Consider the following 24,322-nt stretch of genomic DNA (forward strand, 5'->3'; position numbering starts at 1 on the left):
GTCATTGTTTGCAAGCAGCTACTAGAATGCCAGTAGTTCATCACGGCTCACAAATCCGCCTTAAGTTAGCGCCATTCGGGACTGACCCGAATGGGCTATATAGAAGAGCATGGGACTTGAGTGAATATAGAAATGGCGAACCTCCGATAGGTTCTGATCTCCCCAAGTGTGGTCAGACGGTTACAGTTGAATGTAAAAAATGAAAATGGCCGGGATTCTTATAATTGAATATTATGAATATGAGCGCATTTCGTTACCTTTCATTAATTACTTTTTTTGTGTGTGGGGTCTGTCAAGCGGATCAAAATCGGCATGAGGTGGGCAGAGTAGAATTGCTTGTTTATGATGAAGTCGCGGAAGATTTTTTGTCTTTGGATGATGCCAAAAAATTGAACTCCCAAAAAAACCATGTGATTTTGGAGATAATTAGATCCGATGAAGATTCTTGGGCGGCTTCCGTTTCTAATGTGTGGTCTCTCAATGATCAAAATATCGAAGTGCTAACGATAACTAAAGGATCGGCCGCGAGAAGGGCTCCATGTCTTATTTCAGGAATTCCCAAGAATGTTGCTTATGCTTCGTTTTTTAAGTTTGGTCGAGAAGGGTTGCTGGATTGGGTGATTGTCTATGAGGTTGCAGTGAAGGAGCAAATTGAATGCTTGTGGTTGACGGATGGTTTTTGGCTTTGCGTGCTTTTTGACGAAGGCGGAGAGGTTGTGGGTGAGGGTAAACTATTTTGCCATTCGGAGAAATCAGACAAGTTATTATATGATGTTATGCCGAGTTGTAGTTTGCAATTGGTCAATGACGCGAAAAAATTAAAGGATATCAATGTCTCTCTAAGAAAAAAGGCCTCAGATAGCAATAATGATGATCCTTTCAGAAAAAAATGAACTCACATGCCAACCAATGGCTGTTCGGGCAGCTGCACGCGGAGCGTGCGGACCACGGGGGCAGGCGCTACTTACTTCACCAGCCGCTCGGCGAGTTCCCACTGCTCGTGGTAGCGCTTGAAGCTGCGGAGGGCCCATTCGGCTTCGGCGAGGACGACCCAGTGGCCGGCGGAGTCCTTGGCGAGGGCGCAGCCGCCGGGGAGGTCGTCGGTGGGGGCGTATTCGCCGGTGACGGGCTCGTCGTGCTTCATCAGCCAGCGGATGACTTGCCATGGGCAATGCTCGACGATGACCTCGGCACCGTATTCGGATTCGAGGCGGTACTTGAGCACCTCGAACTGCAGCGGGCCGATGGCGCCGAGCAGCGAGGCCGAGCCGCCCGCGGTTTCGAAGAGCTGGATGACCCCTTCGCGGACGAGCTGGTCCATGCCGGCACGGAAGCGCTTGGCGGTGGCGGTGCTGCGGCCGCGGATGTTCGCGAAGCACTCGGGCGGGAAGGTCGGGATCTCGTCGAACTTGATCGCGTTATCGGAGGTCAGCGTGTCGCCGATTTCGAAAGGCTGGTTGCCCACCAGACCGACCACGTCGCCGGCGAAGGCTTCATCGACGATCTCGCGCTCCTGGGCGAAGAGCTTCTGCGAATTCGAAAGGCGGATCTGCTTGGCCGCGGAGCCGTGCCAGACCTGCATGTCGCGCTCGAACTTGCCGGAGACGATGCGGATGAAAGCCATGCGGTCCCGGTGCTTCGGGTTCATGTTCGCCTGGATCTTGAAGACGAAGCCGCTGAAGCGCTTGTCCTCCGGCTCGATCATCGTTTCGCCGGACTTGCGGCCGGCGGGCTCGGGGGCCATCGCGAGGAATCCATCGAGCAGGAGCTGGATGCCGAAGTTGTTCGCCGCGGAGCCGAAGAAGACCGGCGTCAGCTCGCCCTTCAGCACGCGCTCCAGATCGAAGGGCGCGCCGGCGATGTCGAGCAGCTCCATTTCCTCGATCGCCTTGTCCACGAGGTCGGAATCGACGTGCTCGCGCACGGCGGGGTCGATCAGGCCCATCACCGAGACGGGCGCGCGGTAGGCGCCGGCCTTGGTCTTCTCGAAGAGATTGAGCTGTCCATCCCGCCGCTGGATGAGGCCGCGGAAGCGCGGGCCATCGCCGAGCGGCCAATTCATCGGGTGGGAGGCGATGCCGAGGACGTTTTCGATTTCATCCACCAGGTCGATCGGCGAGCGGGTCGGGCGGTCGAGCTTATTGATGAAGGTGAAGATCGGGATACCGCGGAGGCGGCAGATTTCGAAAAGCTTGCGGGTCCGGGCTTCGACGCCCTTGCCGGCATCCACGACCATGATCACGGCATCGACGGCGGTGAGCACGCGGTAGGTGTCCTCGGAGAAGTCTTCGTGACCCGGCGTATCCAGCAGGTTCACGTGGAAGCCGCCGTATTGGAACTGAAGGACGGTGGAGGAAATCGAGATGCCGCGCTGCTTTTCCAGCTCCATCCAGTCGGAGGTGGTCTGGCGACGGTCGCGGCGCGAAGTGACCGAGCCGGCGAGGTCGATGGCACCGCCGTAGAGCAGGAATTTCTCCGTGAGCGTGGTCTTACCCGCATCCGGGTGGGAGATGATGGCGAGCGTGCGGCGGATGGATGACGGATGGGACACGGACACGGCGGGCGGAGGGAAGCAGCCCGCGGGGCGGCGGGCAACCCCCAAGCGCGAGGCGGGAAATGCGGGCGGGAACAACGAAAGGGACGAAATTTCGCGAAAAATTGGGGAGATCTTCCGTGCCGGGCCACCGGAGCTCCTCTCCTTTTTTCGACACTTTCGCTCGTTTCGTTGTTCCCCTTCTCGCCGCTGCTCCCTGCGGAGGGCGGCAGCGGCGGCCCTTTTTCGTTTGCAAGCGGCGGGTCAGCGGCTTGTCTCCCGGCGAATCCCATGCCCGACCCCAAGGCCAAGACGCCGCAGGAGCATCCGCTCGCGAACATCCTGATCAACGTGCTGATCCCGGTGCTGGTGCTCAGCTACCTGAGCAAGGACCCGGAAGTGCAGCTGAAGCTCGGCAAGCCGGTGCGGCCATGGCACATCGGCCCGCTGTGGGCCATGATCCTGGCGCTGCTGCCGCCGCTCGGCTACGGCATCTGGCATTTCGTGAAGACGCGGAAGGGCAACGTCTTTTCCGCGCTGGGTTTCATCTCGGTGCTGCTGACCGGCGGCCTGACGCTGTATTTGTGGAATGCCGACGGCACCGTGAAGCCGAATGCCGGCCTGCTCTTCGGCATCAAGGAAGCGTCCATTCCGCTGGTGCTGGCGGTGGCGATCCTGACTTCGCACAAGTCGGCCAGCCCCTTGATCCGGGTGTTTCTCTACAATGACTCGATCTTCGACATCCCGAAGATCGAGCAGCGGGTGGCGCAGCAAGGAGTGGAAGGCGGCTATCAACGGCTGCTTTTGCAGGCGACGCGGTTTTTCGCCGGGTCCTTCGTGCTGAGCGCGCTGATGAATCTCGGGCTGGCGCTGTGGTTCTTCCGCGACTTCGACGCCATGGCACCGGACGCCCTGGAGAACTACAACGGTATCGTGGGCAAGCTCACCGGCTGGAGCTTCGCAGTCATCGGCGTGCCGGTGATGGCGATTCTGTTCCTGATCCTCACGCGGCTGCTGAAGGGCCTGCGCGAGCTGACCGGCATGGACGACAAGGAGCTGATGCTGCCGCGATAGTGGTCCGCACGCTCCGCGTGCGGGATGAAGCACTTGGTGGATTGTAGAATTCTGGCGATTCCGGGCAGCCCTCATGGTGGTCCGCACACTCCGTATCCGGTGGCCCGAAGCATTCGAAGGGTTTGCCAACTTGCCGCGAGAGCGGCTTCTTCCCGCACGCGGAGCGTGCGGACCACTATGGGGCTGCTACGGCAAAGTCCTTCTGGCCCTCCGCGAATCGCTTGTGGTAGGTGATCCAAACTACCCCAATGGATTTTCGCTTCTTCGATCCCTCGATCCCAGTATCCGTCACCAAGGGGCATCTGCCCCACTGGGATCAGGAGGGGGCGACGTACTTCATCACCTGGCGGACTGCGGATTCCATTCCGAAGGACGTCTGGACACGCTGGCGTTGGCAGCGATCCCGCTGGCTCCGCGAAAACGGGATCGACCCGGAGGATGCGGACTGGCGGAAGCAGGTCGAAGCGCTGCCCGAAGAGCGGCATCGTGATTTCCGCAGCTTCTCCAGGGCCTTGGAACGCGAACTCGACTCATGTCACGGGGCTTGTCCACTCCGCATTCCGGAATGCGCGGCAATCGTCGCCGGAGCGCTGCATTATTTCGATGCTGATCGCTACCTGCTCGGCGACTACGCGATCATGCCGAATCATGTTCATGTGCTGGTCGGTGGGATTCCGCGGGACCAGATGCTCCAGCAGGTCGAATCGTGGAAGCACTGGTCCGCCAGCCGGATCAATCGGCACCTCGGTCGGCGAGGGAGGTTTTGGCAGGATGAGAGCTGCGATCATCTGGTCAGGAGCGAAGCTGCGTTTCACAAACTGCGCAGCTACATCGCTGGAAACCCGGTGAAGCTGAGACCGGGAGAGTTCGTTCACTGGGTGCGGCCGTGAAGTGGTCCGCACGCTCCGCGTGCAGAAAGAAAGCTGCAAGGTGGTTGGGAAACCCTCCGGGTGCTTCGGGCCACCGCACGCGGAGCGTGCGGACCACCATGAAAAAGGCCCGCACAGGGCGGGCCTTTTCAAAAACGGGAAACGTCCGGTTGGGTTCAGTCCACCAGGTTGTCGACCCGCTGGGCGAGCTCGACGTCGGCTTCGGTCACGCCACCGGCATCGTGTGTGGTGAGCTTGAGCGTCACCTTGGTGTAGTTGATGCGGATGTCCGGATGGTGCTGCGCCTCATCGGCGATATCGGCCACGCTGTTGACGAAGTCGATGCCATCCATGAACTCCTCGAACTCGAAAGTACGGGTGATCGCATTCTTTTCGTACTCCCACTCGGGGCACTTTTTGAGGGCGGCGGAAAGGTCTTCGTCTTCGAGCAGGTCGGACATGGGAAAATCAGGGACGTTTGCGAGGCGAAATTGAGTCGGCCCTTTCACGCTTGGCAAGCGACTTTGCGGCGGAATTTTTCCGAGGCGTCCGGGTTTGCACGCAAGGTGCGCGGGGTGTATCCGGTTTGTCATGAAACTCGTGCTCTTCGCCGCACTTTCGGCGCTGGTTTTCGTGTCCTGTGCTCCGTCCACTCCGGAAGCTCGGATTGCCGCCCAGCCGGCGGTGTTCGAAGGCCTCTCCTCGAAGCACCAGCAGCTCGTCCGCCGCGGCCAGCTCGACAAGGGCATGAACACCGATGCCGTGTATCTCGCGTGGGGCCGGCCGAGCCAGGAATACGATGGCAGTGAGAACGGAGCCTCCACCCTGCGCTGGGACTACAGCGGGTCGACGCCGGTTTACACGACTTCCTTCTCCGGCGGCTGGGGCTACGGGTATGGAGGTGGCTACGGCTACGGGCGCTATGGCCGCTACGGGTATCCCGGCTATGGCTATGGCTTCGGTTTCGGCCCGGACGTGACCTACGTCCCGTATCGCCGCGCCTCCGTGCTCTTCCGCAACGGTCGCGTCACCTCGTGGGAGCGCAGCCGCAATTAAGAGATCGAAAAGAAAATGCCGCGGCCACCCCACAGGCGGCCACGGCATTGGAAAAAAGCGGTCCTAGCAGGGCGGGCGGATCAGAAGTTCCACATCTTGCCCTGTTGGGCGTCGCGGAAGACCTGCGGGCTGAGCAGGTAGGACATCGGCGGATTTGGCAGCGCGCTGTCGTCCAGCACCGGCAGCGATTTGCCGATCGTCTGATCCCACGGCTGGCTGCGGGCGACGTCCACCGGGGTGCCGACCTTTACCAGATTGAAGATCTTGCGCGCCGAATTCAGCGGCAGCCGCACGCAACCGTGGGTGGCGGGGTAGGGCTTCACGAAGCCCCAGTGCATGCCGTAGGCGGGGCTGTAGAATTCCATCCAGTAGGTCATCGGGTAGCCGGCGCCGGGGCTGCTGGCGCGGCGGCGCTCGGCCTTCTTGGCGCGGATCGGGAAGGTGCCGAGCGGCGTGGGCGTGGAGGCCGTGCCCACGCAGATCGGCGTGGCGAGCAGGACTTGATCGCCCTGCACCACATACAAGCGCTGCGCACCGGTGCTCATCTTCACCCGGATGTTGGCTGTGCTGGTCGTCTCCTTCACCGGCGGGTCGAACTTGAAGGAGGTGTTCGCGCTGCCGCGCGGGGTCGTGTTGGTGCAGGAACTTAGGGCGAGGGCAGCACCGGCAAAGAGGAGTGCGGACAGGGATCGGAAACCGGGGAATTTCATAAGGGAAAGAGAAGTGAAGTGATGGAAACGGTCTTTGAGACGGGACTTGCCCGCATGAAAGGCAATCCAAGGGCAGATGCAAACGGGATTTTTCACGGCGCGACCAACAGCTTTACCGCCAGCGCGGCGAGAGCGATTCCGAAAATCCCGTCGATCCAGCGTGCGGACTTTTCGTAGCGCGACCTGAGGGGCCGCCACTGGAGCAGCCAGGCCCACAGCGCCCACAGCGTGCCGCCCTGCACGATGACCAGACCGGCGATCGCAAACGGCCACCACGACGGGTGATCGCCGGTCAGGAAGGGCGCGCAGGTCGCGGCGAGGAAGATCACGGCCTTCGGGTTGAGCAGATTGCAGATCAGGCCGCGGAGAAACGGGCCGCGTGATGAGGGCGGGCTGCCGGGGTTTTCATCGACGGCGGCGGAAGTAGCGAAAGCCGAGCGCAGCAGGCAGTACGCGAGCCATAGCAAATAAGCCGCCGCCGCCCACGAAATCGACCGACGCAGCCCGGGGCTTTGCTCGAAAGCCACCGCCAAGCCCGCCACCGCGATCGACGCATGCACGGTCAGGCCAGTGGCGATCCCCAGCGCCATGATGGCCCCGGCCTTCGCGCCCTCGGCGAGCGCGGTGCGGGTGAGCAAGATCATGTCCGGCCCGGGACTGAATTGCCCCAGCGCCATCAATCCGGCGAAAGCCGCGAGTTCGAGCGCGGGATTCACCTCGTCGCGGCCAGCAGGTAAGCGGTCAGTGCCTTTTCGTCGGCCTTGGATATCCCGGCATTCCACGCCATGCCGGGTGCCACCACGTGCCAGTCTTCCTTGCTCACGTCCTTCGGGAGAATGTGTTCGTGGCAGCGGCCGCAGTGAGCCACGTAGACGGCATGGCCCCGCTGGAGGGATTCGACGTTCTGCCCGCTTCGCGTGGCCATCGCCACATCGGGCACCGGCGCGGTTTTCGTAGCGGCGCAAGATGCCAGCAACACGCAGGTGAACAGGAGAGGGAGGTTTCTCATTGGGGGGAAGCTAGGGAAACCGGAAGGCATCACGCAATTGATTCTGTTAGTCCGCCATCGCCACCTTCGGGATCTTCTTCTTCTGTTCCCGCAGCGCGCGGATGATCGCCGGGGCGGCGGTCACGCGGAGGCGGATCCGGTCGCCTTCGTCGCGTGACCATTTCAAGTGCAGGTCCACCGTGCGGCCCTTCACTTCCACGGGGAAGACTGCCTGCCGCACCTCGTAGGGGCGATGGTAATCGATCCGTTCGAGCAGCGAGAGCATCTGCTTGTCTTCAAAGCCGCTGTCCACGACCTCGCGGATCCGCTCGAAGACGAACGGCAGGTACTCGGTGGGCGTGCGGATCAAGAGGCTGCGCCGCGTCGCCCAGGCTTTCTCCAGCTCGGCGAGCATCTCCTCCGAGGTCGATTCGCCGAGCCGTTCGTAACGCTCCAGCCAGCGCCGTCGCCAAATCCACGCCAGCGTCAAGCCGATCGGCCACGCGAAGATCACCATCCAGATGATCAGCTTGGAAACGTGAGTGGAATCGAACGGCGGCATCACCCGGGACGGTAGCTGATGCCGGGCGGAAGGGAAGGACACAGATTCCCTGCATCGTGGCCTCGATGACACGAACGTTTGCGCAGCGAATTGACGGCACCACGCAGGTTCCTAGCGTGAGAGACATGAAGGAGTTATCCCGGCGTTCCCTGTCGTGGCTGTGTGTCGGGGGCTTCGTGCTGGCGGGCGCGGGATGGACCAAGGCATGGATGAACGGCCGGGCTCTGGAGGAAGCCGGAGGAAAAAGCTCGTCTGAGGATGCACCGCGCAATGGCAAGTCGGCGCCGCGAGCACCGTCCGACCGCTTGGCCATGGTAAGCGATCCGCGCAGCCAGCGCCTGCTGGCATGGATGAGCGAGATGGATGCCTCGGCCCAGCCCGGCAAGCCGAACCCTGCCTTCGTGAAAGCGGCGGTCACCACGCTCGATGACTCGCTCTTTCACCGTCGGCAGCGCGATTTCCGCCTGCTCATGGAAAAGCTGCGTCCTGAGGACGCGCGGGCGATCCACGATCACTTCAAATCACTGGAGCGCGACGGCCGCTACTTCGGCGACGAGTATGCCGCCTTTGCGATGCGCTGGGGCCAGATTGCCGGTGGAGATGCGCTCAACGAGTGGCTGCAATTTGCTCCGCCGGATCGCAGTCATGGAAATCTCATCAGCCTCATGACGGGCTGGGGGACCTCCGAGCCGGAAAAGGCGCTGGCTTGGGTGGAAGAACACCAGAGCGAGTTCGGCGGCATGAATGCCTACCGGCCGTTGCTCGTCGGGTGGCTCAATGCCGATCCGATGGCCGCGACCGCTTGGCTGCAGAGTGCCAAGCTGGATCCCCAGCAGCTCGCCGATTGCGTGGGTGGTGCGATGCTCGACAAGGTCTATTCCGATGGCCTCGAAGGAGCGAGCGAGTGGCTGGCCTCATTGCCGGACGACAGCGACGAACTGGCCACCGGGGCGCGCATCGGCTGGATCTCGAATGTCCGGAACATGCGCAACCTCGACCCGCAGAAGGCGGCGAATGCCTGGAGCAAGGTGGGCGGCCAGAGCTGGATGAAGGGGGAGGATTTCAAGAGCTTCTGCGCTGCCGTGGCGGCGGGCAACGGTGGCTCTCTCGATGAATTCGCGCAGAGTCTCGGCACGACTTGGCCTTCCGGCGAAGTCGCGGCGCAGTTCGAGCGCTGGGCCGCGACCAACGGCGCGACGATGTCGGACGTGCTGAAGTCGCTGCCCCCTTCCGACTTGCGTGAGGCGGGGATGACCGGCCTGTTCCGTCATATCGAGAAGTTCGACCCCGCGCGCGTGGAGGTCATGCGCAAGGACATAATCGGGGAGTGAGCGGATCTCGCCGCCGGCATGGCGCGGGTGGCAGGAGCACACCCGCGCCTTTTTCCGGACTCGCCCAACTCAATCCTGCAAGCGATAGAATGCCTTGGAAGACGTGCCGGATGGCAGCGGCGTCAGGTCGGTGAAGGTATCCGTCGCTCCCGTGGCCGCGTGGGTATCCACGGTGGTCGGGAAGGTGATCAGGTCGGTGCCGCGGAACAGCGTGTAAGTCCTGCCCGGAACCAGCCCACTGACCACGACTTCGAACTTAGTGATCTGGCCGGTGCCATCCTTGGTGGCGATGACGTTGGTCACTTGGGGGTTGGCGCCCGGCGAATTGGGATCGGTGGGGTCGGTTCCGTTCGTCACCTCATCGTCGTCGTCGATCCCGTCGCCGTCTGTGTCGGGCAGGTTCGGATTGGTGCCACGCTGGAATTCCTGGAGGTTGGTCAGGTCGTCTTCGAAGGTCAGGGCCGCGTCGCTGCCGTCTTCCGGGTTGAGGCTGTAGAGGAGTTCCCAGTCATCGGGCATGTCGTCGTTGTCGAAGTCGAAGTGGACGAGCCGTGCGGTGAAGTTGTCGAAGTGGACGTTCCGGATGGAGGACGTTCCTGCCTGAACTTTGATGACGGTTGCGGTGAGGCGGACCGTGCGTGTTCCGACCGGCGGGAAACCGACCTGACGCTTGTGCACCCAATCCGCCGCGCCGTTCGGCGTGGTGAAGGTTGAGCTGCGGCCTAAGTCCGTGCCGGTGCCATTGAGGAACTGAAGGGTGATGACGGCGTGATCGGCCGTGTCGCTGTCCCGGAATTCGTAGTCTAGGATGAAGGTCCGGTCACCGGCATCGATCGCCGCGGCAAAGGAAGAGACGTCGATGTCCTGCTTCATGCCCATGCTGGCCTCGATGCCTTGCGGGAAGGTGGTCGGCTCGACATCGGGGTTCGGTGCCCGGCGGTCGGCCGTGGCGAACTGGAGGCCGTGCTTCGGCCCTGTCGGATTGACCACGTCCGTGAAGTCGAAGGCGCGGACCACATAGAAGTCGTTCTCTTGGACCGACCAGCCCGGGACGGTGCCGCCGGAGAAGGGGGCTCCCACGTTGGCCGCGATCACTGGCTCCTCGAAGCTGCCGTTGACGATCGTGACCGCGCTTCCCGGGATAATGTTGCCGTCGTTCGGATTGAAGCCGTAGCGCAGCTCGACGGAGTCATCGAATCCATCGGCGTCGCTGTCCTTGAGGTTCGGCTTGGTGGGGCCGAAGCCTGTGGAAACGTTGTTATTGTCGGTGCCCGCCGCTTCGGGTCCGTCGAGCAGACCGTCGCCATCCGTATCGGGATTGACGGGACTGCTTTGATTGGCAAGCACGCCACTCGCGTATTCGGCGGCGTCGGACCTGCCATCGCCGTCGAAGTCCGTGGTGGCCGGGGCGTTGTTCGGCCCGGCGATGTCGTCGTAGTCATCGACCGCATCTCCTGTATCCGTGTTGATGATGAGATCCTCAAAGTAGTCCGGCAGCCCGTCGGCATCGGTGTCCTTCAGCGTCACGGTCAGCGTGCCGCCGCCATTAACGAAATTGGCCCCGAGTCCGGTAAGGCCGGCACCCGTGTAAGTCCCGGCTGGGATCGTCACCCCGTTTGCCACCAGCTTGCCCTCCTCGATGGTGAGGGACTGCGTCACATTGAGCTTCGCGGTGGTTTGAAGAGTCAGGGTATTGGTGAAGGTGTAGCCAGCCCCGAGCTCGAATTGAATGGGGGATTGGACCGTCAAGACCCCGGTGTAATTGTTGATTCCGGTGATTTTGACGTTCCGGGCATTGGTGCCGTTCTCCGGCCGTATCGTCAGGTCACCGGTGCCCGTCAGGGTGCCATCGATCGTGAGAGTGGTGACCGTACTGCTGGGATCGATGACGGAGGCAGTGGACCCGTTGACGATGAAGTTGAAGACATCGAGCGTTGCCGCGTGGGAAGCGGGTCCGTTGGGACCGTGCGACAGTCGGCCGCCGCTCAGGGTCAGGTCTCCGTTGACCGTCGAAATCGCCCCGTTCTGGTTTTTCATCAGTGCCCGGGTGCCACTGGAGACGGTGAGCGAGCTGCCGCCGAAGGTGGAGGCGGCTCCGTTGGCGGAGATGCGGAAGGTATTGTTGCCCCCGGTGGCGGAGACATAGCTGTGTCCGGTGGCGGGTGCGGCGGCCGGGGTGCCCCACATGAGGGCGTTCCAGTCTTGATCCCACACGGTCTGGGTGAAGGTGTCGCCGCGTGCGATGGTGGTGAAGGAGGCGCAGAGGAGAAGGCCTGCCGTTAACAGGGCTCCCGGCCTTGGATAGGTCGTCTTGATCACGGGTTACATCGGGTTTGGGTTTTCGATGAGGGCCCGGTGGCCGGAGATGAACCGATGCCGCCGGAAAAACTCCCTCAGTTCGGGAGGCGAGTCCGCGACGCCAAACCCGACAGAAAACTTCTCGTGATTCGAAAATTTGCCCTCATCCCTGGCAGGCTGTGCGTCCTGCACGCCGGTGGTGGAGCCGGACCACGGCTTAAAAAAAGCTGCCGGAGCACGAAGCCCCGGCAGCTCTGGAACCGTTGGGAAACGGGCTTATTTGACCGCCTGCAGCCGGACGAAGAGCTTGCCGCCCGGTGTGGTATTGCGCGGGACGGTGACCACCACGGTGTCGAGCGCCGCTGTCGGGGAATCCTCCGTCACGTCCACCTTGGGCAGGGCATCTCCCCCACCGATGGTGGCGAAGTCATTCCAGCTACTCAGGTTGTCGGACCACTGGACCTTCAGGGTGGTATCGCTCTCCGACACATCGCTGCGCTTGAACGTTAGGACCAGGTTGTCGGTAGTAAGAGTTTGGGTCGGCAGGATGGAGGTGTTGCTGGCTCCCGCTCCGACCGGGACACCGCCCAGAACGTATTCGAGGAGGTTGCTGACGCCGTCGGCATCCGGGTCGTCATTGATGCCGTCGTTCACACCCGGGTTGAAGGGATGACCCGAGGCCCAGGTGGCATAGCCGGCTGGCTCCGGACCCACGCGGATGCTACCGCTGCCGGTGATGAAGCCGGAGTCGGTGGCGGCGCTGTAGAGACCGTCGCCCTTGGGCAGACCGTTGATCTCAAGGGCTCCCACGCGGTCGGTGCCGCCGAAGTTCAGGTTGAGCTTGCCGTTCGTTCCGATGACGACGGCCGCGGTGTCGCTCAGGGCCGCTTGGCCGAGGGACAGCACGCCCTCGGTGACGGTGGTGGTGCCGGTGTAGGTTTGGGCACCATTGATCGTCCATGTGCCGGTGCCGTTCTTGGTGACCGGCAGGTTGACGGTGGTGCCGTTGGCGACCACGCCGTTGATCACGCCGTTGCCGGGGCCGGCGAGGATCAGCGCGCGGTTGGTGACATTGGCAGTCACAAGCGGGGTGTTGATGGTGAAGGTTCCGGCGTCCGAGTAGAGCGTGGTGGCACCGACACCGCTTCTCATCGTGATCTGGTTGGTCACCGTCAGCGTGTTGTCTCCCGAGAAGTTGCGCAACACGCCGGAGGCACTGTCAGTACCCGCACCGGAAGTCTGGATCTCGGCGAACGTGGGCGAAATGCCGCCGCTGAACCGAAGTTCGGGGAACTGGTTGTTTCCCGCGTTTCCGAATGCGAAGACGGTTTTCGACGCGGCTCCCAGCGCATTGCTGTGGGTCATGACGAGGATTCCGTCAGAAATGGTCGCCGTGCCGGTGAAGGTGCTATCCCCCGAGACCGTCCAGAGGCTGTCGTTGGTCTTGGTCAGGCTGAGCACATTAAGGCCGTCGGAGACGACACCGGTCAGAAGGTTGTTCTGGTGGGTGCCTGTGAGAACCAGCGTTTTCGCGGCGTTGCCGCTGCCGATGGTTGCCGAGCCGAGGGTGATGCCAGCGGTCGTGGGACTGAGGGTGGTGTTACCCCCGGCCCCGGCGGCCAGGTTCATGCTGGGGATGGTGATCCGGGGATCGCCCCCGCTGACGTCCGCACTGGCGGCGACGTTCAGCGTCACGGCAGAGATCGCGAAGTCCCCGAGCGTGTGGTTGACGCCGGGGCTGCCAGGCGTGCCGACGCCGGACAGGATGGTGCCGGTATTCCCGGCACCGATGGTGAACGGGTAGGCGGGAATGCCGGAGTTCGTCGCCAGATCGAGCTTCCCATTGGCGCCGGTGAATCTCACCAATCCTGTGATGTCGCCGAGCGCGGCGGAGGACTTCACGACCAAGGTGCCGTCGTTGATGACCTTCTCGCCGGTGAAATTGCTGGTTCCGGTGAGAGTCAGGGTGCCGGTGCCTTGTTTGAGCAACGAGCCGGTGCCAAGAATTGCATTCCCGAATGCATAGGCGTCCGAGCGGTTGAACGCGACGGTTCCATAGTTCTCGATGTCTCCGACGATGGAGCCGGTGGTGCCGCCCACTCCAATCTGGAGGGTTCCGGCGTTCACCAGGGTTCCTCCGGTATGGGTGGCGCTGTCGGCGAGGACGAGCGTGGCACTCCCCGCCTTGGTAAGCTTGCCTGCTCCCGTGATCTGCCCGGTGAGAGTCAGATTGACATCGGTCTGGATGACCGGGAGCCCGATAAGCGCGATCTGCGGGGAATCTACCGGAACAAAGGTGCCGGTGCCGATGGAGAGAAGGGCCCCGTTATCCAGCGTGATGTTCTTGGTGAAGGAGCCGGCGGTGTTGTTTTCGAACTGTAGCGTGCCAGCGGAACCGACCGTTACCGTGCCGCTGCCGGTGACGGTGCTGCGGGTGATGGACAGCGAGCCTTGTTCGACATTGATCGGGCCCGCCGCGGTGGCCATCGAATCGATGATGCCGATTCTGTTGTTGCCCAGCTTCGTGAGCGTGTGGCCGGCCAAATCGAGCAGGCCGTCTCCCGCGACGATCGGCCGTACGTCCCAGCGGTTGGAGCCGCCGATGGTGGCGTCGGCGGCGAGCGTGAGCGAGCCGAAGCCGGTCAGATGGTCCGTTCCGCTGTTGTTGACGATGACTCCGAACCCGTCGGTCCCCGTCCCGGAAATCACGGCGTGATAGTTGCGGCTGGCATTCAACGCTCCGTTGGTGTCGAGCGTGGCGCCTGCCGCGATGGTGATGGTGTTGCCATTGGCGCCGAGCGCTTGGTTGCCGGCGGCTTTCAAGACGCCTCCGTTCACGGCGATGGCACCGGTGAAGGTGTTCACGCCGCCCAGGGTGAGCGTGCCGCTGCCGCCCTTGGTCAATCCGGTCGAGCCGGTGATATGGTTCGCGGCGTCGCCGGTGAATTCATAGTTGCTGGCGCTGTTCACGGCGATCGAGCCGGGACTGAGCGCGCCGGTCAGCGCGACGGTGCCGGCTCCCGTGTCACCGAAGGTAACGGCATCCAACTGGAAGAACCTCTGGTCGCCCTCCAGCCAGTTGGGCGTGATATCCACGTCCCAGGCGGTCCCTGACGCCCCGGTCCAAGTGCGGGACGAGGAGCCAACCGCCAGGGTGATGATGCCGGGAGTGCTGTCGCTAAAAGTGACGCTGCGATAGTTGGTGGCGCCGCCCTCCAGGGTCAGATTCGCTATACCACCCGTGAGCGTCCCGGAGTAGGAGAGGACGGTGAAGGGAGCCGTGGAGGTGGGCGACTTGGAGAGGGTCACGGTATTGATACCGCCCAGGGTGAGATTCGCTCCAGTGCCCAGGCTGCCGGGAGTGGTGGGATCCGCCGAAAAAGTCGCGTCCTGAATGCTCAATGCTCCGGTGGCAGCGACTTCCCCGCCCAGCCTGGTGCCGACATCGAGCGAGAGGCTCCCGCCGATGGGACCGGAAGAAATGTTGGTGATGCCGCCGGTGAGATTGAGGGCACCGGTGAAGCCGGAAAGACTACCGGTGAGATTGAGCGTGCCCGCCTCGCTGCGGTTGACCGTGCCGCTTCCCGTCCATGCGCCGGAGAGGTTGGTGGTGACGTTCGGGTCAAGGGAGTGGGTGCCGTTGAACGCGATGGAGGAAGCGACATCGACGATGCCGCTGCGAGGCGACAGCTTCGAGGTCCCGTTCATCACGATGGCACGGGTGATGTTCATCGTGCCGGAATTCTTGAAGATCCCCAGGACCGTCGAGCCGTTCATTGTGATGTTGCCGGGTCCCCCCACGATCAATGGCTGGCTGGAGCCGGCGTTGAATTTGAGATTCCCTTCGTCGATGACCAGGTTTCCGGCACCGGACACCGTGACGGCGGCGAAATTCAGTTGGCCGGTTCCTTTCTTGACGAGGTTGGCATTGAGCAGGAGCGATCCGCTGGGAGCGGCACCCGCGCTGTCACTGGTGCCGCGGATAAAGACGCCGTTGTCCGTGTTGGCGGTGCCTCCTACCGACCAGTTCTGGTTCGCGGATACGTTGTAGTTGCCGCGCAGGGTCAGGACGTTCGTGCTTCCCGTCAGAGCCCCGTTCGCAACGACGCCGCCACCGATGATCAGCGTGCTCGTGGTGGTATTAAGGGTGAACGCGCTGGTGCGGGTCCCGGTGGTGCCGAAGGTGAGCGAGCCGATGGTGCGGTCCGTGCCGTTGAGGCTGCCGACGCCGTTGTTCGTAGGGGGGTCGGAGATGGTGATGTTGACACCGCTGGCGGGGACGCTGGCGGGATTCCAGTTTCCGGTGTTTGTCCATGAAGGACCCGATGCTCCGGTCCAAGTGGACTGAGCGGCGAGCGGCAGGGTCATGGGCACGACCAAGCTCACGAGGCCGAGGCAATGGATGAGTCCCAGTTTGGGAGAGATCGGATGGGTCACAGGTTTCAATGGGTTGGATTTCAGTGGGGAGAGGAGCCCGGAAATCATCAGATCTCTCCGGGAAGAAGCCCCCCACCGTCCAAGAGGCGATTCCGCCGCTCCCAACCCGACAGAAACTTTTCGGCGGGCGTCAAAAATCTGTCATACGACTTCGCCTACGGCCCAATCATGGCCTCAGCTTCGCGTGCCAGGATCCGCACCACCGCCCACGCGAACCACGTGCCGATCGGAGGAAATCCAGCCTCGTCGATTTGCGCTTCCACCCGCTGCATCTCGGCCTTGGCTTTCTCCAGCTCGCCGCGGGCTTCCTTGGTCTCCCCCCGCTTGAAGCGGGCCATGGCCAGCACACAGCGGGCGGCGGATTCCCGGCTACCCGCCTTGTCCCTGATGGCGATGCATTTGTCAGCCTGCCGGATCGCTTCCTGAAACTCACCCTTCCGGTAGTGGAATAGCGCCAGCGAAAGCGCCTTCCACTCAGTCATGCCGACACTGCCGGCGCCGGATGGGCTATGCCGGCAGACTTCCGCGGAGCTCTCGAGCAGCTCAATGGTGCGGGCGTCCACCGGCAACAACAGGCAGGCTTTCAAGAGACGCTCTCCTTGGAGGCCGTTCTGGGCCGGCACATAGCGGTCGAGCATCTCGGCGCGGAGGTTCTCGTAGGCCTTTTGATCTCCGGCTTCCAAGTAGGTCGGCCCCGTCATCAGCAGGTCGACGGTCTCCAGCATCTTGGCGCGGTTGCCCAAGCGGGTGGCCTCATTCATCAGGCGGAAACAATCTGCCGCCTGCCGCCAACGGCCAAAGGTCGCATTCCAGCTTCCCAGCGACCGGAACACTTCCGCCGCTTCGGGTGAAACGTCGATCGACTCCACAGGATTTGCCCGCAACAGACGGTCGGCTTCGGCGGTTTTGCCCTCGCTCACCAGGAACACCGCCCGCGAGACATTCGCCCGGGCCTGGGCCTGACGCTTGAGGCGGGCTTGTTCGGCAAGCGCGTCCTTCTCTCGGAAATAAAGGGCAGTGGTGGTGCCAAGGCCGGCCACCAGCGACAGCAGCATGGCCACGCCGAGCACGCAGGCCGCGCGGTTCCGCTGGAAGAACTTCAGCATGAAGTACCCGCGGCTCGGCTTCCGTGCGATTACCGGCTCGTTCTGCAGGTAGCGCCGGATGTCCATGGCGAGGCTGTTTGCGGTCTGGTAGCGGCGATTCCGCTCCTTCTCCATGGCCTTGAAAACGATCCAATCGGGATCGCCTCGCAGGGTGTTCGCCCACTTCTCGCGCGTCCCGGGCAAGGTGTTTCCCTTGCCTTCTTCCGCAGCGAGCCGGGATGTCTCGGAAGGCAGCGGGGGATTGTCCTCGATCAGCGCGCGGCGCATTTCCGTGAGTCCGCTTTCCAACAGCTTCTCCGTGTCGAAGGGCGGCCTGCCAGCGAGCAGCTCGTAAAGCAAGGCACCCAGGCTGTAGATGTCCGCGCGGGTGTCGATGTCCATGCCGCCCATGTCGATCTGCTCCGGGCTCATGTAGGCCGGCGTGCCGATGAACTGGCCGAGCTGGGTCATCCCGGCGCGGCCGTGGAGCTGGCCCTGCATCGCCTTCGCGATGCCGAAGTCGATGACCTTCGGCACGTAGGTCCCGTCCAAGTTCTCGACGAGGATGTTGGACGGCTTGATGTCGCGATGGACGATGCCTTTCTGGTGGGCGTGTTGGATCGCCTGGCAGACTTTCAGGAAGAGTTCCAGCCGGGCGGGGATGTCGAGCTGCTCGGCCTCGCAGAAGGTGGTGATCCGGGCCCCGCGGACGAGTTCCATCACGAAGTAGGGCCGGCCGCTGGTCGTCTTCCCTGCATCCAGCACCCGCGCGATGTTCGGGTGCTCCATGATCTCCAAGGTCTGGCGCTCGATCTCGAAGCGGGACACGACTGACTCCGTGTCCATGCCGCTGCGGATGATCTTCAGCGCGACCGTGCGCACCATTCCGTCCTGCGCCGCTTCAAAGATTTCGCCGCCGCCGCCTTCGCCGATCTTCCGGAGCAGCGTGTAGCGGCCGATCGTGGCCCCTTCCTTTTCGCCGCTGCTGACAGCTTCTTCCCCGAGCGGAAACCCCACGTCCGGGAACTCATCGATGACTTCCTGCGCGAGCTCCGCGGTTCTCATCCGTCCTTCGAGAAAGAACGCGGATGAGGTGCCGGCCAGCTTGAGGAGATCCTCCATGCCTTCCCGTCCCCCGGGGTCGCCTTGGAAGGTACGCTCCAGGAACTCACGGCGCTGTGTCGGATCGGGGATCTGCAGGGCCGTTTCGAAGATCGCGTTCTCGATCGCCAGCGAGTCGGTCGCTTCTTCGGCTGGATCGATGATGTCTTTCATGATGGCGGGAAACCCGACGCCGGGAAGTCGTCGGTGACTTCAAGCGTTTCTTATTCTTGCGATAATCACGTCCAATAACCGACAAAAAGTTTGCCGGGAGTTTCGCATCCGGTAATCAGCGCTGGCCGCGGATCTCGCGGTAGAGCCAGGTTTTCGAGTACGCCCAGTAGCGCTCCACCGTCCGCTCGGTGACGCCCATTTCCTCAGCGACTTCCTGATTGGTAAGGCCGCCGAAGAACTTCAGCAGCACTACCTGAGCCCGGGGAGGATTCACCTTCTTCAGCTTCTCCAAGGCGGCGTTGACTTGGAGGGTGGGCTCGTCCTCGCCTTCGGCCTCGTTCTCGGCGTCGGTCATCGGGACGCGCTCGAGATCGCCGGCGTGCTTCGGGCGCTTCCGGCGTCGGGCCCGGTCGATGAGGATCCGCCGCATGGTCTCGGCGGCGGCGGTGAAGAAGTGGGCGGTGTTTTTCCAGCTCTGATCCCCGCTGGACCGCATCCGCAGCCACGCCTCGTGCGCGAGTGCGGTCGGCTGCAGGGTATTGCCCGGACGCTCGAAGGCCATCCGCTCCCCCGCCATGGCACGCAGGATCGGGTAGAGGCGACGGACGTCGTCCTCCGAGTAGTGCGAGAATTCCGCGTCCCCGTCCATGGATGAAAAGTAGTCATACAACTTCCGGCTTCAAGCCCTACCTACGGGGGCGTCGGGCTGGGTGGCTGAAAACCCCATCACCCCGGATTCGAAGAACGGGCAGGACAAACCGGTTGAATTCCTTTAACGTCCTCCCATGACCGCCCTCGAAATCGAGAAAGCCATCGAGCGCTTGCCCGAACCGGAGCAGCGGAAAATTGCCGAATGGTTCGAGGATCACCGTCTCATTGTTGCGGGCTCGGCTTTACTAGGGTCGATCTATGACGAGGAAGATGGCGGGGAGAGTCAACTTGTCGGCGAATGAACCGGGGTGAAGTGTGGCTCGCCGACCTTGGCTATGCAGGGAAAGTTCGACCGGTGCCGATCCTCAGTGTGGCGCCGGGCGATGAAGATCGCGCGTTGGTGACCTACGTGATCCGCACAACGAGCGTCCGCGGCACCGCGTATGAAGTGCCGCATACGGCGCGGGGAATGAAGCCGGGAGCTTTCGATGTCCAAGGATTGGGAACGACCGACTTCAGGCGCTTCATGCGGCCGCTGGGAAGCGTCGACGCGGAAACGATGAAGCGCATTGAGGAGCGTGTCAGGGCGTGGCTCTGCCTTTGATCATTTGGCGAGGCTTCCAAGCCGCGGCTTGGGGGGCCGCTGTATCGAATCAATCCCGCAGCACCGCCCGCAAGCGCGCAAACATCTGCGTGCTACCCGCGACGGATTCGTCCACTCGCAGCGTGATCTTTTCCAAGCTGCCATCGCCGATCGCCTCCGGCGGCCCGGCGAGACTCCATGCCCGCGAGGCCCACGAGTTCGCGGCGAGCGTCGATGAGATTTCGATCAGGAAATCCACGCCGCGTTCGATGGAATCGGCCCGCCGCACGAAGGAAAACTCCAGGTAGCGGTCGTCGGCTTCATCCTTCACGGCCATCTGCGGCGTGCGCGGTTCGCCGGAGACTGTAAAAAGATCCGACGAGTTCGGATGGCCGCCGGTGGCGTATTCCCACAGGTTCTTCATCCCGTCATGGTCGGGATCCCGGTCGGGATCCCGGTCGGCTCCTTCGAGTCCGTTTTCATCGATCCACGACTCCCATTGTTCCTGCGGGCTGACCTTTGGCACCACCCAGACATTGCGGAAGCGCACTGGGCCCGACGCCCCGCTGGTGTGCGCCTGGAGCAAGATCGGATGCAGTCCCGGGCTCTCCGCCAAGGACGCGCCGGTGGGGCCCGTGATCGCTACGTTGTCATGCACCAGCATCCCGTTCCAGCGGACGGTGACGCGGGCATGGGCGGTCTTCACGACGCCGTCCCAGCGCGCCGCGGTGAAATCGATGTCATAGCTTTGCCACCTCCCGGCTCCGAGGCTGGCATTCACATCGACCGGCTTTTGCAGGTAGATCGCGCCTGCCGAGTCCGTCTGCGGCGCTTGGGTGATGGGCGTGTTGAGGACTTGGAGTTCATAGCTGCGCTGAAGCTTCACGCCCGAGTTCCCTGCTTCCTGACCCGCACCGCCCGGCGGCGAGAGCCATTCAAGGTGGAGCTGGAAATCCCGGAAGCCGGTGATCGTCGAGATGTCGTTGGGCGAGGGATTGAGCGCCACTGCCATGGCACCGGCCGAGACCATCCACGAAGGGGCACCTCCATTCGCGTCGCGTTTCCAGTGATTCGCGAGCGAAGCCGCGGTGCCATCGAAAAGCACCGTCGCTCCGGGCGGCGGCGTGACGGGTGGTCCGCAGACATACAGGTGGTCCACGTTCGGGCCGGTCGCGAGCGTGGTGGTCAGGCGGATGGTGTTCATGCCCTCCACCAGATTGACGCTGAGTCCGTCGGTGTAGATCCACGTCGGCCATCCGCCCGATCCTCCAAAAGGAATGCCAGCATGAACCAGCTCCCCGTTCACTGTTAGAGAAAGCGGCCGGTTGGTGGTGGTGCCGTTCGCGTAGCGGAAGGAGATCCAATGCGGGCCCGCTTGCTCGGCCGGAATGGTCCACGTGACCGTCTCGCCAATCGTCGAGCCGTAGTCGGCGAAGCCGGTGCCGGTGTAGCCCGCGTGCTCGGTGTTAGAAATGGGCCCGACGCGCACGGCAGTCTCCGCCTCGTAGATCGCGGCATCCGCCGGAGGCACCGGCGAGTCCGGTTCCTCCGGGGCCACCATCGGCACGAAATCCGGTCCTACCGCCACCGGCAAAAGATTCAGCGTGTACCACGCCTCCGTCGCCCACGGCGCGACGTGCGCATCATTCATGAAGTCCTTCAGCCGCAGCGCGAGCACCCGGTCTTCCTTCAGCCCGGGGATCTTTACGAAGACCTTCCGCCGGTCTTGCGAAACATCGACGCGGGTCGCTGTTAGAGTTTCCACATCGCGCTTCGGTCCGCCATAGGTGGACTCGGGGACGTAGCGATACTGCTGCAGGACGTAGTTCGAGGGTTTCGCGGCGACCGAGTACGGCACCGGCTGCGTGAACTCGACGAGGAACCCATCGGCCCTCGCGCGGACGCTTTTCATCTCGAAGGTCTGCTTTCCATTCGGCCGCAGGCGCTGCAAGCCGGAGGTCGTGCTCTTCCAGTTCCCGTTTCCGCCGGCACCAAGGCCGCCGATGTAGAGCGAGCCATCCGGACCCCAGACGAGACGGTTCATGCCGGATTCAAGCCCTTGGGTGAATTGGAAGACCGCGCCCTGATACTCGCCGCGGACCTTTTCCATGAAGACCCGGTTTACGCCACCGTGGGTGAGCTCGGCGAAAAGCATCTGCCCGGCGAAGGTACCCGTCGGGATCAAGGTCGGCTCGGCCGGTGAATTCGAGATTTCACCGTGTGGCAACCACAGTGCCGGACGCGTGTAGGGCCGGGTATCGTCGGGGCTTTCACGATGTCCATAGTAGTTCCCGGGCTTCAAGTGATTGATCCGCGACGACGGGAGCCAGTCACCTTGGTTGTCGCCTGCGAAAAGCTCGCCGTCCAAGCCAAGGCCCATGCCATTCGGCGTCCGCAAGGCGCTCGCCACCGCTTGCCAGGTCCGCGCTACCGGATCGATTTTCAACAGCGATCCCGGCCCATCCGGCACCGGAAACGCGGGCTGCGATCCCGGCAGATACGCCGTGCTGCCATTGCGCAACGGCACCGACGTGGTCACCCACAGGAAGCCGTCCTTGCGGACGAGATTGAAGGTGAACTCGTGGTAGTTGAAGGACGCCGGCCAGCCGTGGGCGACCGCCTGGTATTCGTCCGCCACGTCATCGCCATCGAGGTCGATCAGCTTGGTGACTTCCTGCTTCTGCGTCACGTGGATGACGCCATCGATGACCCTGAGTCCGAGCGGCTCGCCGAGTCCTTCCGCGAAACGGTGCACTGTCACCGCAGCCGGATTGTCGAGGTGGTCGAGCAGATAGACCGCGCCCACGGAGTCCCACGTGGAAACCGCCAGCCGTCCATCCGGCAGGAAATCGAGGCCGCCCACCGCGGGCCTGAAACCCGCGGGCCGGAAGTTCACCAAGTCGAAGCTCGGATGGACGCCGACCAGAGGACGGCCATCGCCCGGGCCACCGGCGGTGCCGCCTTCGCCGTCCTGATAGTAGTAGTTTTTCAGCCCCGGCGAGGTGACATGCGTCTGCCCGTCCTCGGTCTGCAGCGCGCCAACCGGCACGGTTTCGAATGACGCGGCACCCGGCGGCTTCCATTCGAACAAGAGGCGCGACGAACCCGTGTTCTGATAGAAATCGACGTAGTAGCGGAAGCTTCCCGGCAGCAGGTTCAGCGTCGCGGTCGCGCTGTTCGAGCCGGGCCGGTCGTTGTCGATGACCAGCGCCGCGTCGTCGCCGAGGAACCACTTCGCGCCATCGTCGCTGGTGAGGCGGAATTCATACGTGCCGCCGGTGGCAATCGTCATGCGGCCCCAAGCATGGCCGGTGTAGTGCTCGGCCAGCGGGGTGCCATAGGTGCTCGCCCACGGGCCGGTGAAATCGATGGTGTCGAAATCCGCCGAGACAGTCGGCGTCTGCCCGTCCACCAGCACCGGCAGCTCGCGCATCTCCTCGCCGGTTTCGTAAAGCCACACGGTCACTCCCGGCTTCATGGCCGGTGTCTGCGCCATCGCACCGGCGAAGCAGAAGGCGAGGACCGCTCCAAATCGAATCAAGGAGTCCATGTGGTCTTAAGGGTTGCCTCGCCGCTCGCGGTGAAATCCAGGAAGGTCGCGCCGCCCTCCGCCCGCAATGCTGCTGCGCCACTCGAGGCGTGCTGGGCTTGGTAGCCGGTGCCATCGAGTTCCAGCGAGAGCCGGGTGCCTGCGGGCAGGCTGGTGATGGTGAATTGCCGCTGCAGCTTCACGCCGGGCATGGCCTCGGGGCGTTCTTCCACGCCGATGCGCTCGCCGCCCGGCAGCACCACGTCATAGCGGATCACGATGCCAGTGGTGCGGCCGATCAGCCGGTAGCCGCGCCAGTCGACTTTCGCGGCCACCGGATTGCCGCCGGTTTGGGCGCTCCACGCCCGGTAGTCACCGAATAGGGTCACGTCCGCGAGCGTGGCGGTGCTGCCCGTGGTATTCCGGCGGAAGCGGACCTTCACCGCGGGTCCGCTCACCTCGATCAATTTTTGGTGCCCGTCCGCCGCCGGGGCGTCTACCGACATCCACTGCTGCGCGGTCCACGTGGCGCCATTGTCCGCGGACACATCTACCAGCAGCCGGTTGTTCGCGCCCGGTGTCTGGTAGGCGAGGACCACGTGGTCGTGCTGGCGCAAATCGACTGCGGGGGAAGCGAGCATCGTCCCGGCGGCCGTGGAGAGACTCCATGACGAGGTGCCGGTGGAGATTCCGGAGGCCGTCCAGCCCGCGGGAATGCTTGCTTCACTGGTCGCGGAAAGCAGCAAGGCCTTGTTCTGCAAATGGTAGGTCGTCCCCGTGGTGGCCGAATTCTGCTGACCGAAATCGTAGACCTTGCCGCGGAAGTGGATTCCGCCGCTCCAGACCTTGTGCAGGGTGCCGTTGGCAGGATTGTAGGCCACCCACAGGTCCGGGCGGAGCGCGGCCACCAGCATCCGGGTCTTGTTCTCCAAGGTCAGCCGGAAGGCCCACGGATCGCGGCCGCGATCCGGACTTTCCTCCGCGAGGCAATTCGCCGCCAGCAGCGGAAGGAGCAACAGCCCCGCCCAAAACAAGGAAAACGGGGATCTGGACCGGGCAATCATGGGATGGTGGGAAAATTCGGCCGGAGGGTTCCGCGTCGCGGTGCGGAGCCCCCCGGCCTCTCTCTGGGACCCAAAGGACGGGAACGAACCCAAACATTCCCGCCCTATTTCCCCGAACTGGTTTCAGGCGATCCGGCGATGGGTGGCGAAGCCGACAAGTGCCGTGGAAAGGAAAGAAAGCGTGCGAGGGTTGATGGGTTTGGGTTCTGAACCGGGAAGCGAGTTTCCGGTGACCAAGCCGACAGTTATTTTCGCAGACCGGCTTTTTCCGCGGCGA

Annotated in this window: 19 protein-coding genes; 7 read left to right on the forward strand and 12 right to left on the reverse strand. The window is 63.0% G+C overall.

The window, feature by feature from the left end; translation table 11 throughout:
• Nucleotides 1–233: 233 nt before the first annotated feature.
• Nucleotides 234–893 carry a hypothetical protein gene (locus OKA05_RS22550; RefSeq protein ID WP_264489463.1) on the forward strand — a complete coding sequence of 220 codons (660 nt, stop codon included), beginning with the start codon at nucleotides 234–236 and terminating at the stop codon, nucleotides 891–893.
• 71 nt (nucleotides 894–964) lie between these two features.
• Here the strand turns inward: OKA05_RS22550 and OKA05_RS22555 are convergent, their stop codons facing one another.
• Nucleotides 965–2,557 (reverse strand): peptide chain release factor 3, encoded by a 1,593-nt coding sequence (locus OKA05_RS22555; protein ID WP_264489464.1) that lies wholly within the window; start codon nucleotides 2,555–2,557, stop codon nucleotides 965–967.
• Nucleotides 2,558–2,824: 267 nt separating this feature from the next.
• On the opposite strand from OKA05_RS22555, the gene OKA05_RS22560 reads away from it, so the two are divergent.
• Together OKA05_RS22560 and OKA05_RS22565 are read left to right on the forward strand one after the other, a co-directional pair.
• The gene (locus OKA05_RS22560) at nucleotides 2,825–3,607 is read left to right on the forward strand and encodes a VC0807 family protein (RefSeq protein ID WP_264489465.1); all 783 of its coding nucleotides are present in this window, start codon (nucleotides 2,825–2,827) and stop codon (nucleotides 3,605–3,607) included.
• A gap of 248 nt (nucleotides 3,608–3,855) precedes the next feature.
• Nucleotides 3,856–4,497, forward strand: a complete 642-nt coding sequence (locus tag OKA05_RS22565) for a transposase (protein ID WP_264489466.1) — start codon at nucleotides 3,856–3,858, stop codon at nucleotides 4,495–4,497.
• Between the two features lie 155 nt (nucleotides 4,498–4,652).
• On the opposite strand, the gene OKA05_RS22570 is transcribed toward OKA05_RS22565, so the two are convergent.
• On the reverse strand, nucleotides 4,653–4,937 hold the full coding sequence (locus OKA05_RS22570) for a 4a-hydroxytetrahydrobiopterin dehydratase (protein WP_264489467.1): 285 nt from the start codon (nucleotides 4,935–4,937) through the stop codon (nucleotides 4,653–4,655).
• 130 nt (nucleotides 4,938–5,067) lie between these two features.
• Between OKA05_RS22570 and OKA05_RS22575 the strand changes: the two genes are divergently transcribed.
• Nucleotides 5,068–5,532, forward strand: coding sequence for a hypothetical protein (locus OKA05_RS22575; protein WP_264489468.1), 465 nt, complete (start codon nucleotides 5,068–5,070; stop codon nucleotides 5,530–5,532).
• Between the two features lie 80 nt (nucleotides 5,533–5,612).
• Here the strand turns inward: OKA05_RS22575 and OKA05_RS22580 are convergent, their stop codons facing one another.
• From OKA05_RS22580 to OKA05_RS22595, 4 genes are all read right to left on the reverse strand, one after another.
• On the reverse strand, nucleotides 5,613–6,242 hold the full coding sequence (locus tag OKA05_RS22580) for a L,D-transpeptidase (protein WP_264489469.1): 630 nt from the start codon (nucleotides 6,240–6,242) through the stop codon (nucleotides 5,613–5,615).
• Between the two features lie 92 nt (nucleotides 6,243–6,334).
• Complete coding sequence (locus OKA05_RS22585) at nucleotides 6,335–6,958, reverse strand: LysE family translocator (RefSeq protein WP_264489470.1); 624 nt, start codon at nucleotides 6,956–6,958, stop codon at nucleotides 6,335–6,337.
• Nucleotides 6,955–7,251 carry a c-type cytochrome gene (locus OKA05_RS22590; protein WP_264489471.1) on the reverse strand — a complete coding sequence of 99 codons (297 nt, stop codon included), beginning with the start codon at nucleotides 7,249–7,251 and terminating at the stop codon, nucleotides 6,955–6,957. The genes OKA05_RS22585 and OKA05_RS22590 overlap by 4 nt, the downstream gene beginning before the upstream one ends.
• Before the next feature lie 46 nt (nucleotides 7,252–7,297).
• Nucleotides 7,298–7,792 carry a hypothetical protein gene (locus OKA05_RS22595; RefSeq protein ID WP_264489472.1) on the reverse strand — a complete coding sequence of 165 codons (495 nt, stop codon included), beginning with the start codon at nucleotides 7,790–7,792 and terminating at the stop codon, nucleotides 7,298–7,300.
• Nucleotides 7,793–7,917: 125 nt separating this feature from the next.
• Here OKA05_RS22595 and OKA05_RS22600 point away from each other — a divergent pair, with 125 nt between their 5' ends.
• On the forward strand, nucleotides 7,918–9,123 hold the full coding sequence (locus OKA05_RS22600; RefSeq protein WP_264489473.1) for a hypothetical protein: 1,206 nt from the start codon (nucleotides 7,918–7,920) through the stop codon (nucleotides 9,121–9,123).
• Between the two features lie 69 nt (nucleotides 9,124–9,192).
• Here the strand turns inward: OKA05_RS22600 and OKA05_RS22605 are convergent, their stop codons facing one another.
• From OKA05_RS22605 to OKA05_RS22620, 4 genes are all read right to left on the reverse strand, one after another.
• Nucleotides 9,193–11,442, reverse strand: coding sequence for a hypothetical protein (locus OKA05_RS22605; protein WP_264489474.1), 2,250 nt, complete (start codon nucleotides 11,440–11,442; stop codon nucleotides 9,193–9,195).
• A gap of 255 nt (nucleotides 11,443–11,697) precedes the next feature.
• Complete coding sequence (locus OKA05_RS22610; RefSeq protein ID WP_264489475.1) at nucleotides 11,698–15,858, reverse strand: beta strand repeat-containing protein; 4,161 nt, start codon at nucleotides 15,856–15,858, stop codon at nucleotides 11,698–11,700.
• 155 nt (nucleotides 15,859–16,013) lie between these two features.
• The gene (locus OKA05_RS22615) at nucleotides 16,014–18,218 is read right to left on the reverse strand and encodes a serine/threonine protein kinase (RefSeq protein WP_264489476.1); all 2,205 of its coding nucleotides are present in this window, start codon (nucleotides 18,216–18,218) and stop codon (nucleotides 16,014–16,016) included.
• A gap of 115 nt (nucleotides 18,219–18,333) precedes the next feature.
• Nucleotides 18,334–18,867 carry an ECF-type sigma factor gene (locus tag OKA05_RS22620; protein WP_264489477.1) on the reverse strand — a complete coding sequence of 178 codons (534 nt, stop codon included), beginning with the start codon at nucleotides 18,865–18,867 and terminating at the stop codon, nucleotides 18,334–18,336.
• A 136-nt stretch (nucleotides 18,868–19,003) separates the two neighbouring features.
• Here OKA05_RS22620 and OKA05_RS22625 point away from each other — a divergent pair, with 136 nt between their 5' ends.
• Both OKA05_RS22625 and OKA05_RS22630 read left to right on the forward strand, forming a co-directional pair.
• Nucleotides 19,004–19,171, forward strand: coding sequence for a hypothetical protein (locus OKA05_RS22625; RefSeq protein ID WP_264489478.1), 168 nt, complete (start codon nucleotides 19,004–19,006; stop codon nucleotides 19,169–19,171).
• Nucleotides 19,168–19,473, forward strand: a complete 306-nt coding sequence (locus tag OKA05_RS22630) for a type II toxin-antitoxin system PemK/MazF family toxin (RefSeq protein ID WP_264489479.1) — start codon at nucleotides 19,168–19,170, stop codon at nucleotides 19,471–19,473. Before OKA05_RS22625 ends, OKA05_RS22630 begins: the two co-directional genes overlap by 4 nt.
• A 49-nt stretch (nucleotides 19,474–19,522) precedes the next feature.
• Here the strand turns inward: OKA05_RS22630 and OKA05_RS22635 are convergent, their stop codons facing one another.
• Both OKA05_RS22635 and OKA05_RS22640 read right to left on the reverse strand, forming a co-directional pair.
• Nucleotides 19,523–23,002: a 3-keto-alpha-glucoside-1,2-lyase-like domain-containing protein gene (locus OKA05_RS22635; protein WP_264489480.1), complete on the reverse strand. Its 3,480-nt coding sequence runs from the start codon at nucleotides 23,000–23,002 to the stop codon at nucleotides 19,523–19,525.
• On the reverse strand, nucleotides 22,990–24,045 hold the full coding sequence (locus OKA05_RS22640) for a hypothetical protein (RefSeq protein ID WP_264489481.1): 1,056 nt from the start codon (nucleotides 24,043–24,045) through the stop codon (nucleotides 22,990–22,992). Before OKA05_RS22640 ends, OKA05_RS22635 begins: the two co-directional genes overlap by 13 nt.
• Nucleotides 24,046–24,322: the final 277 nt, after the last annotated feature.

The organism is Luteolibacter arcticus (assembly GCF_025950235.1).
GTDB classification, from domain to species: Bacteria; Verrucomicrobiota; Verrucomicrobiia; order Verrucomicrobiales; family Akkermansiaceae; genus Haloferula; species Haloferula arctica.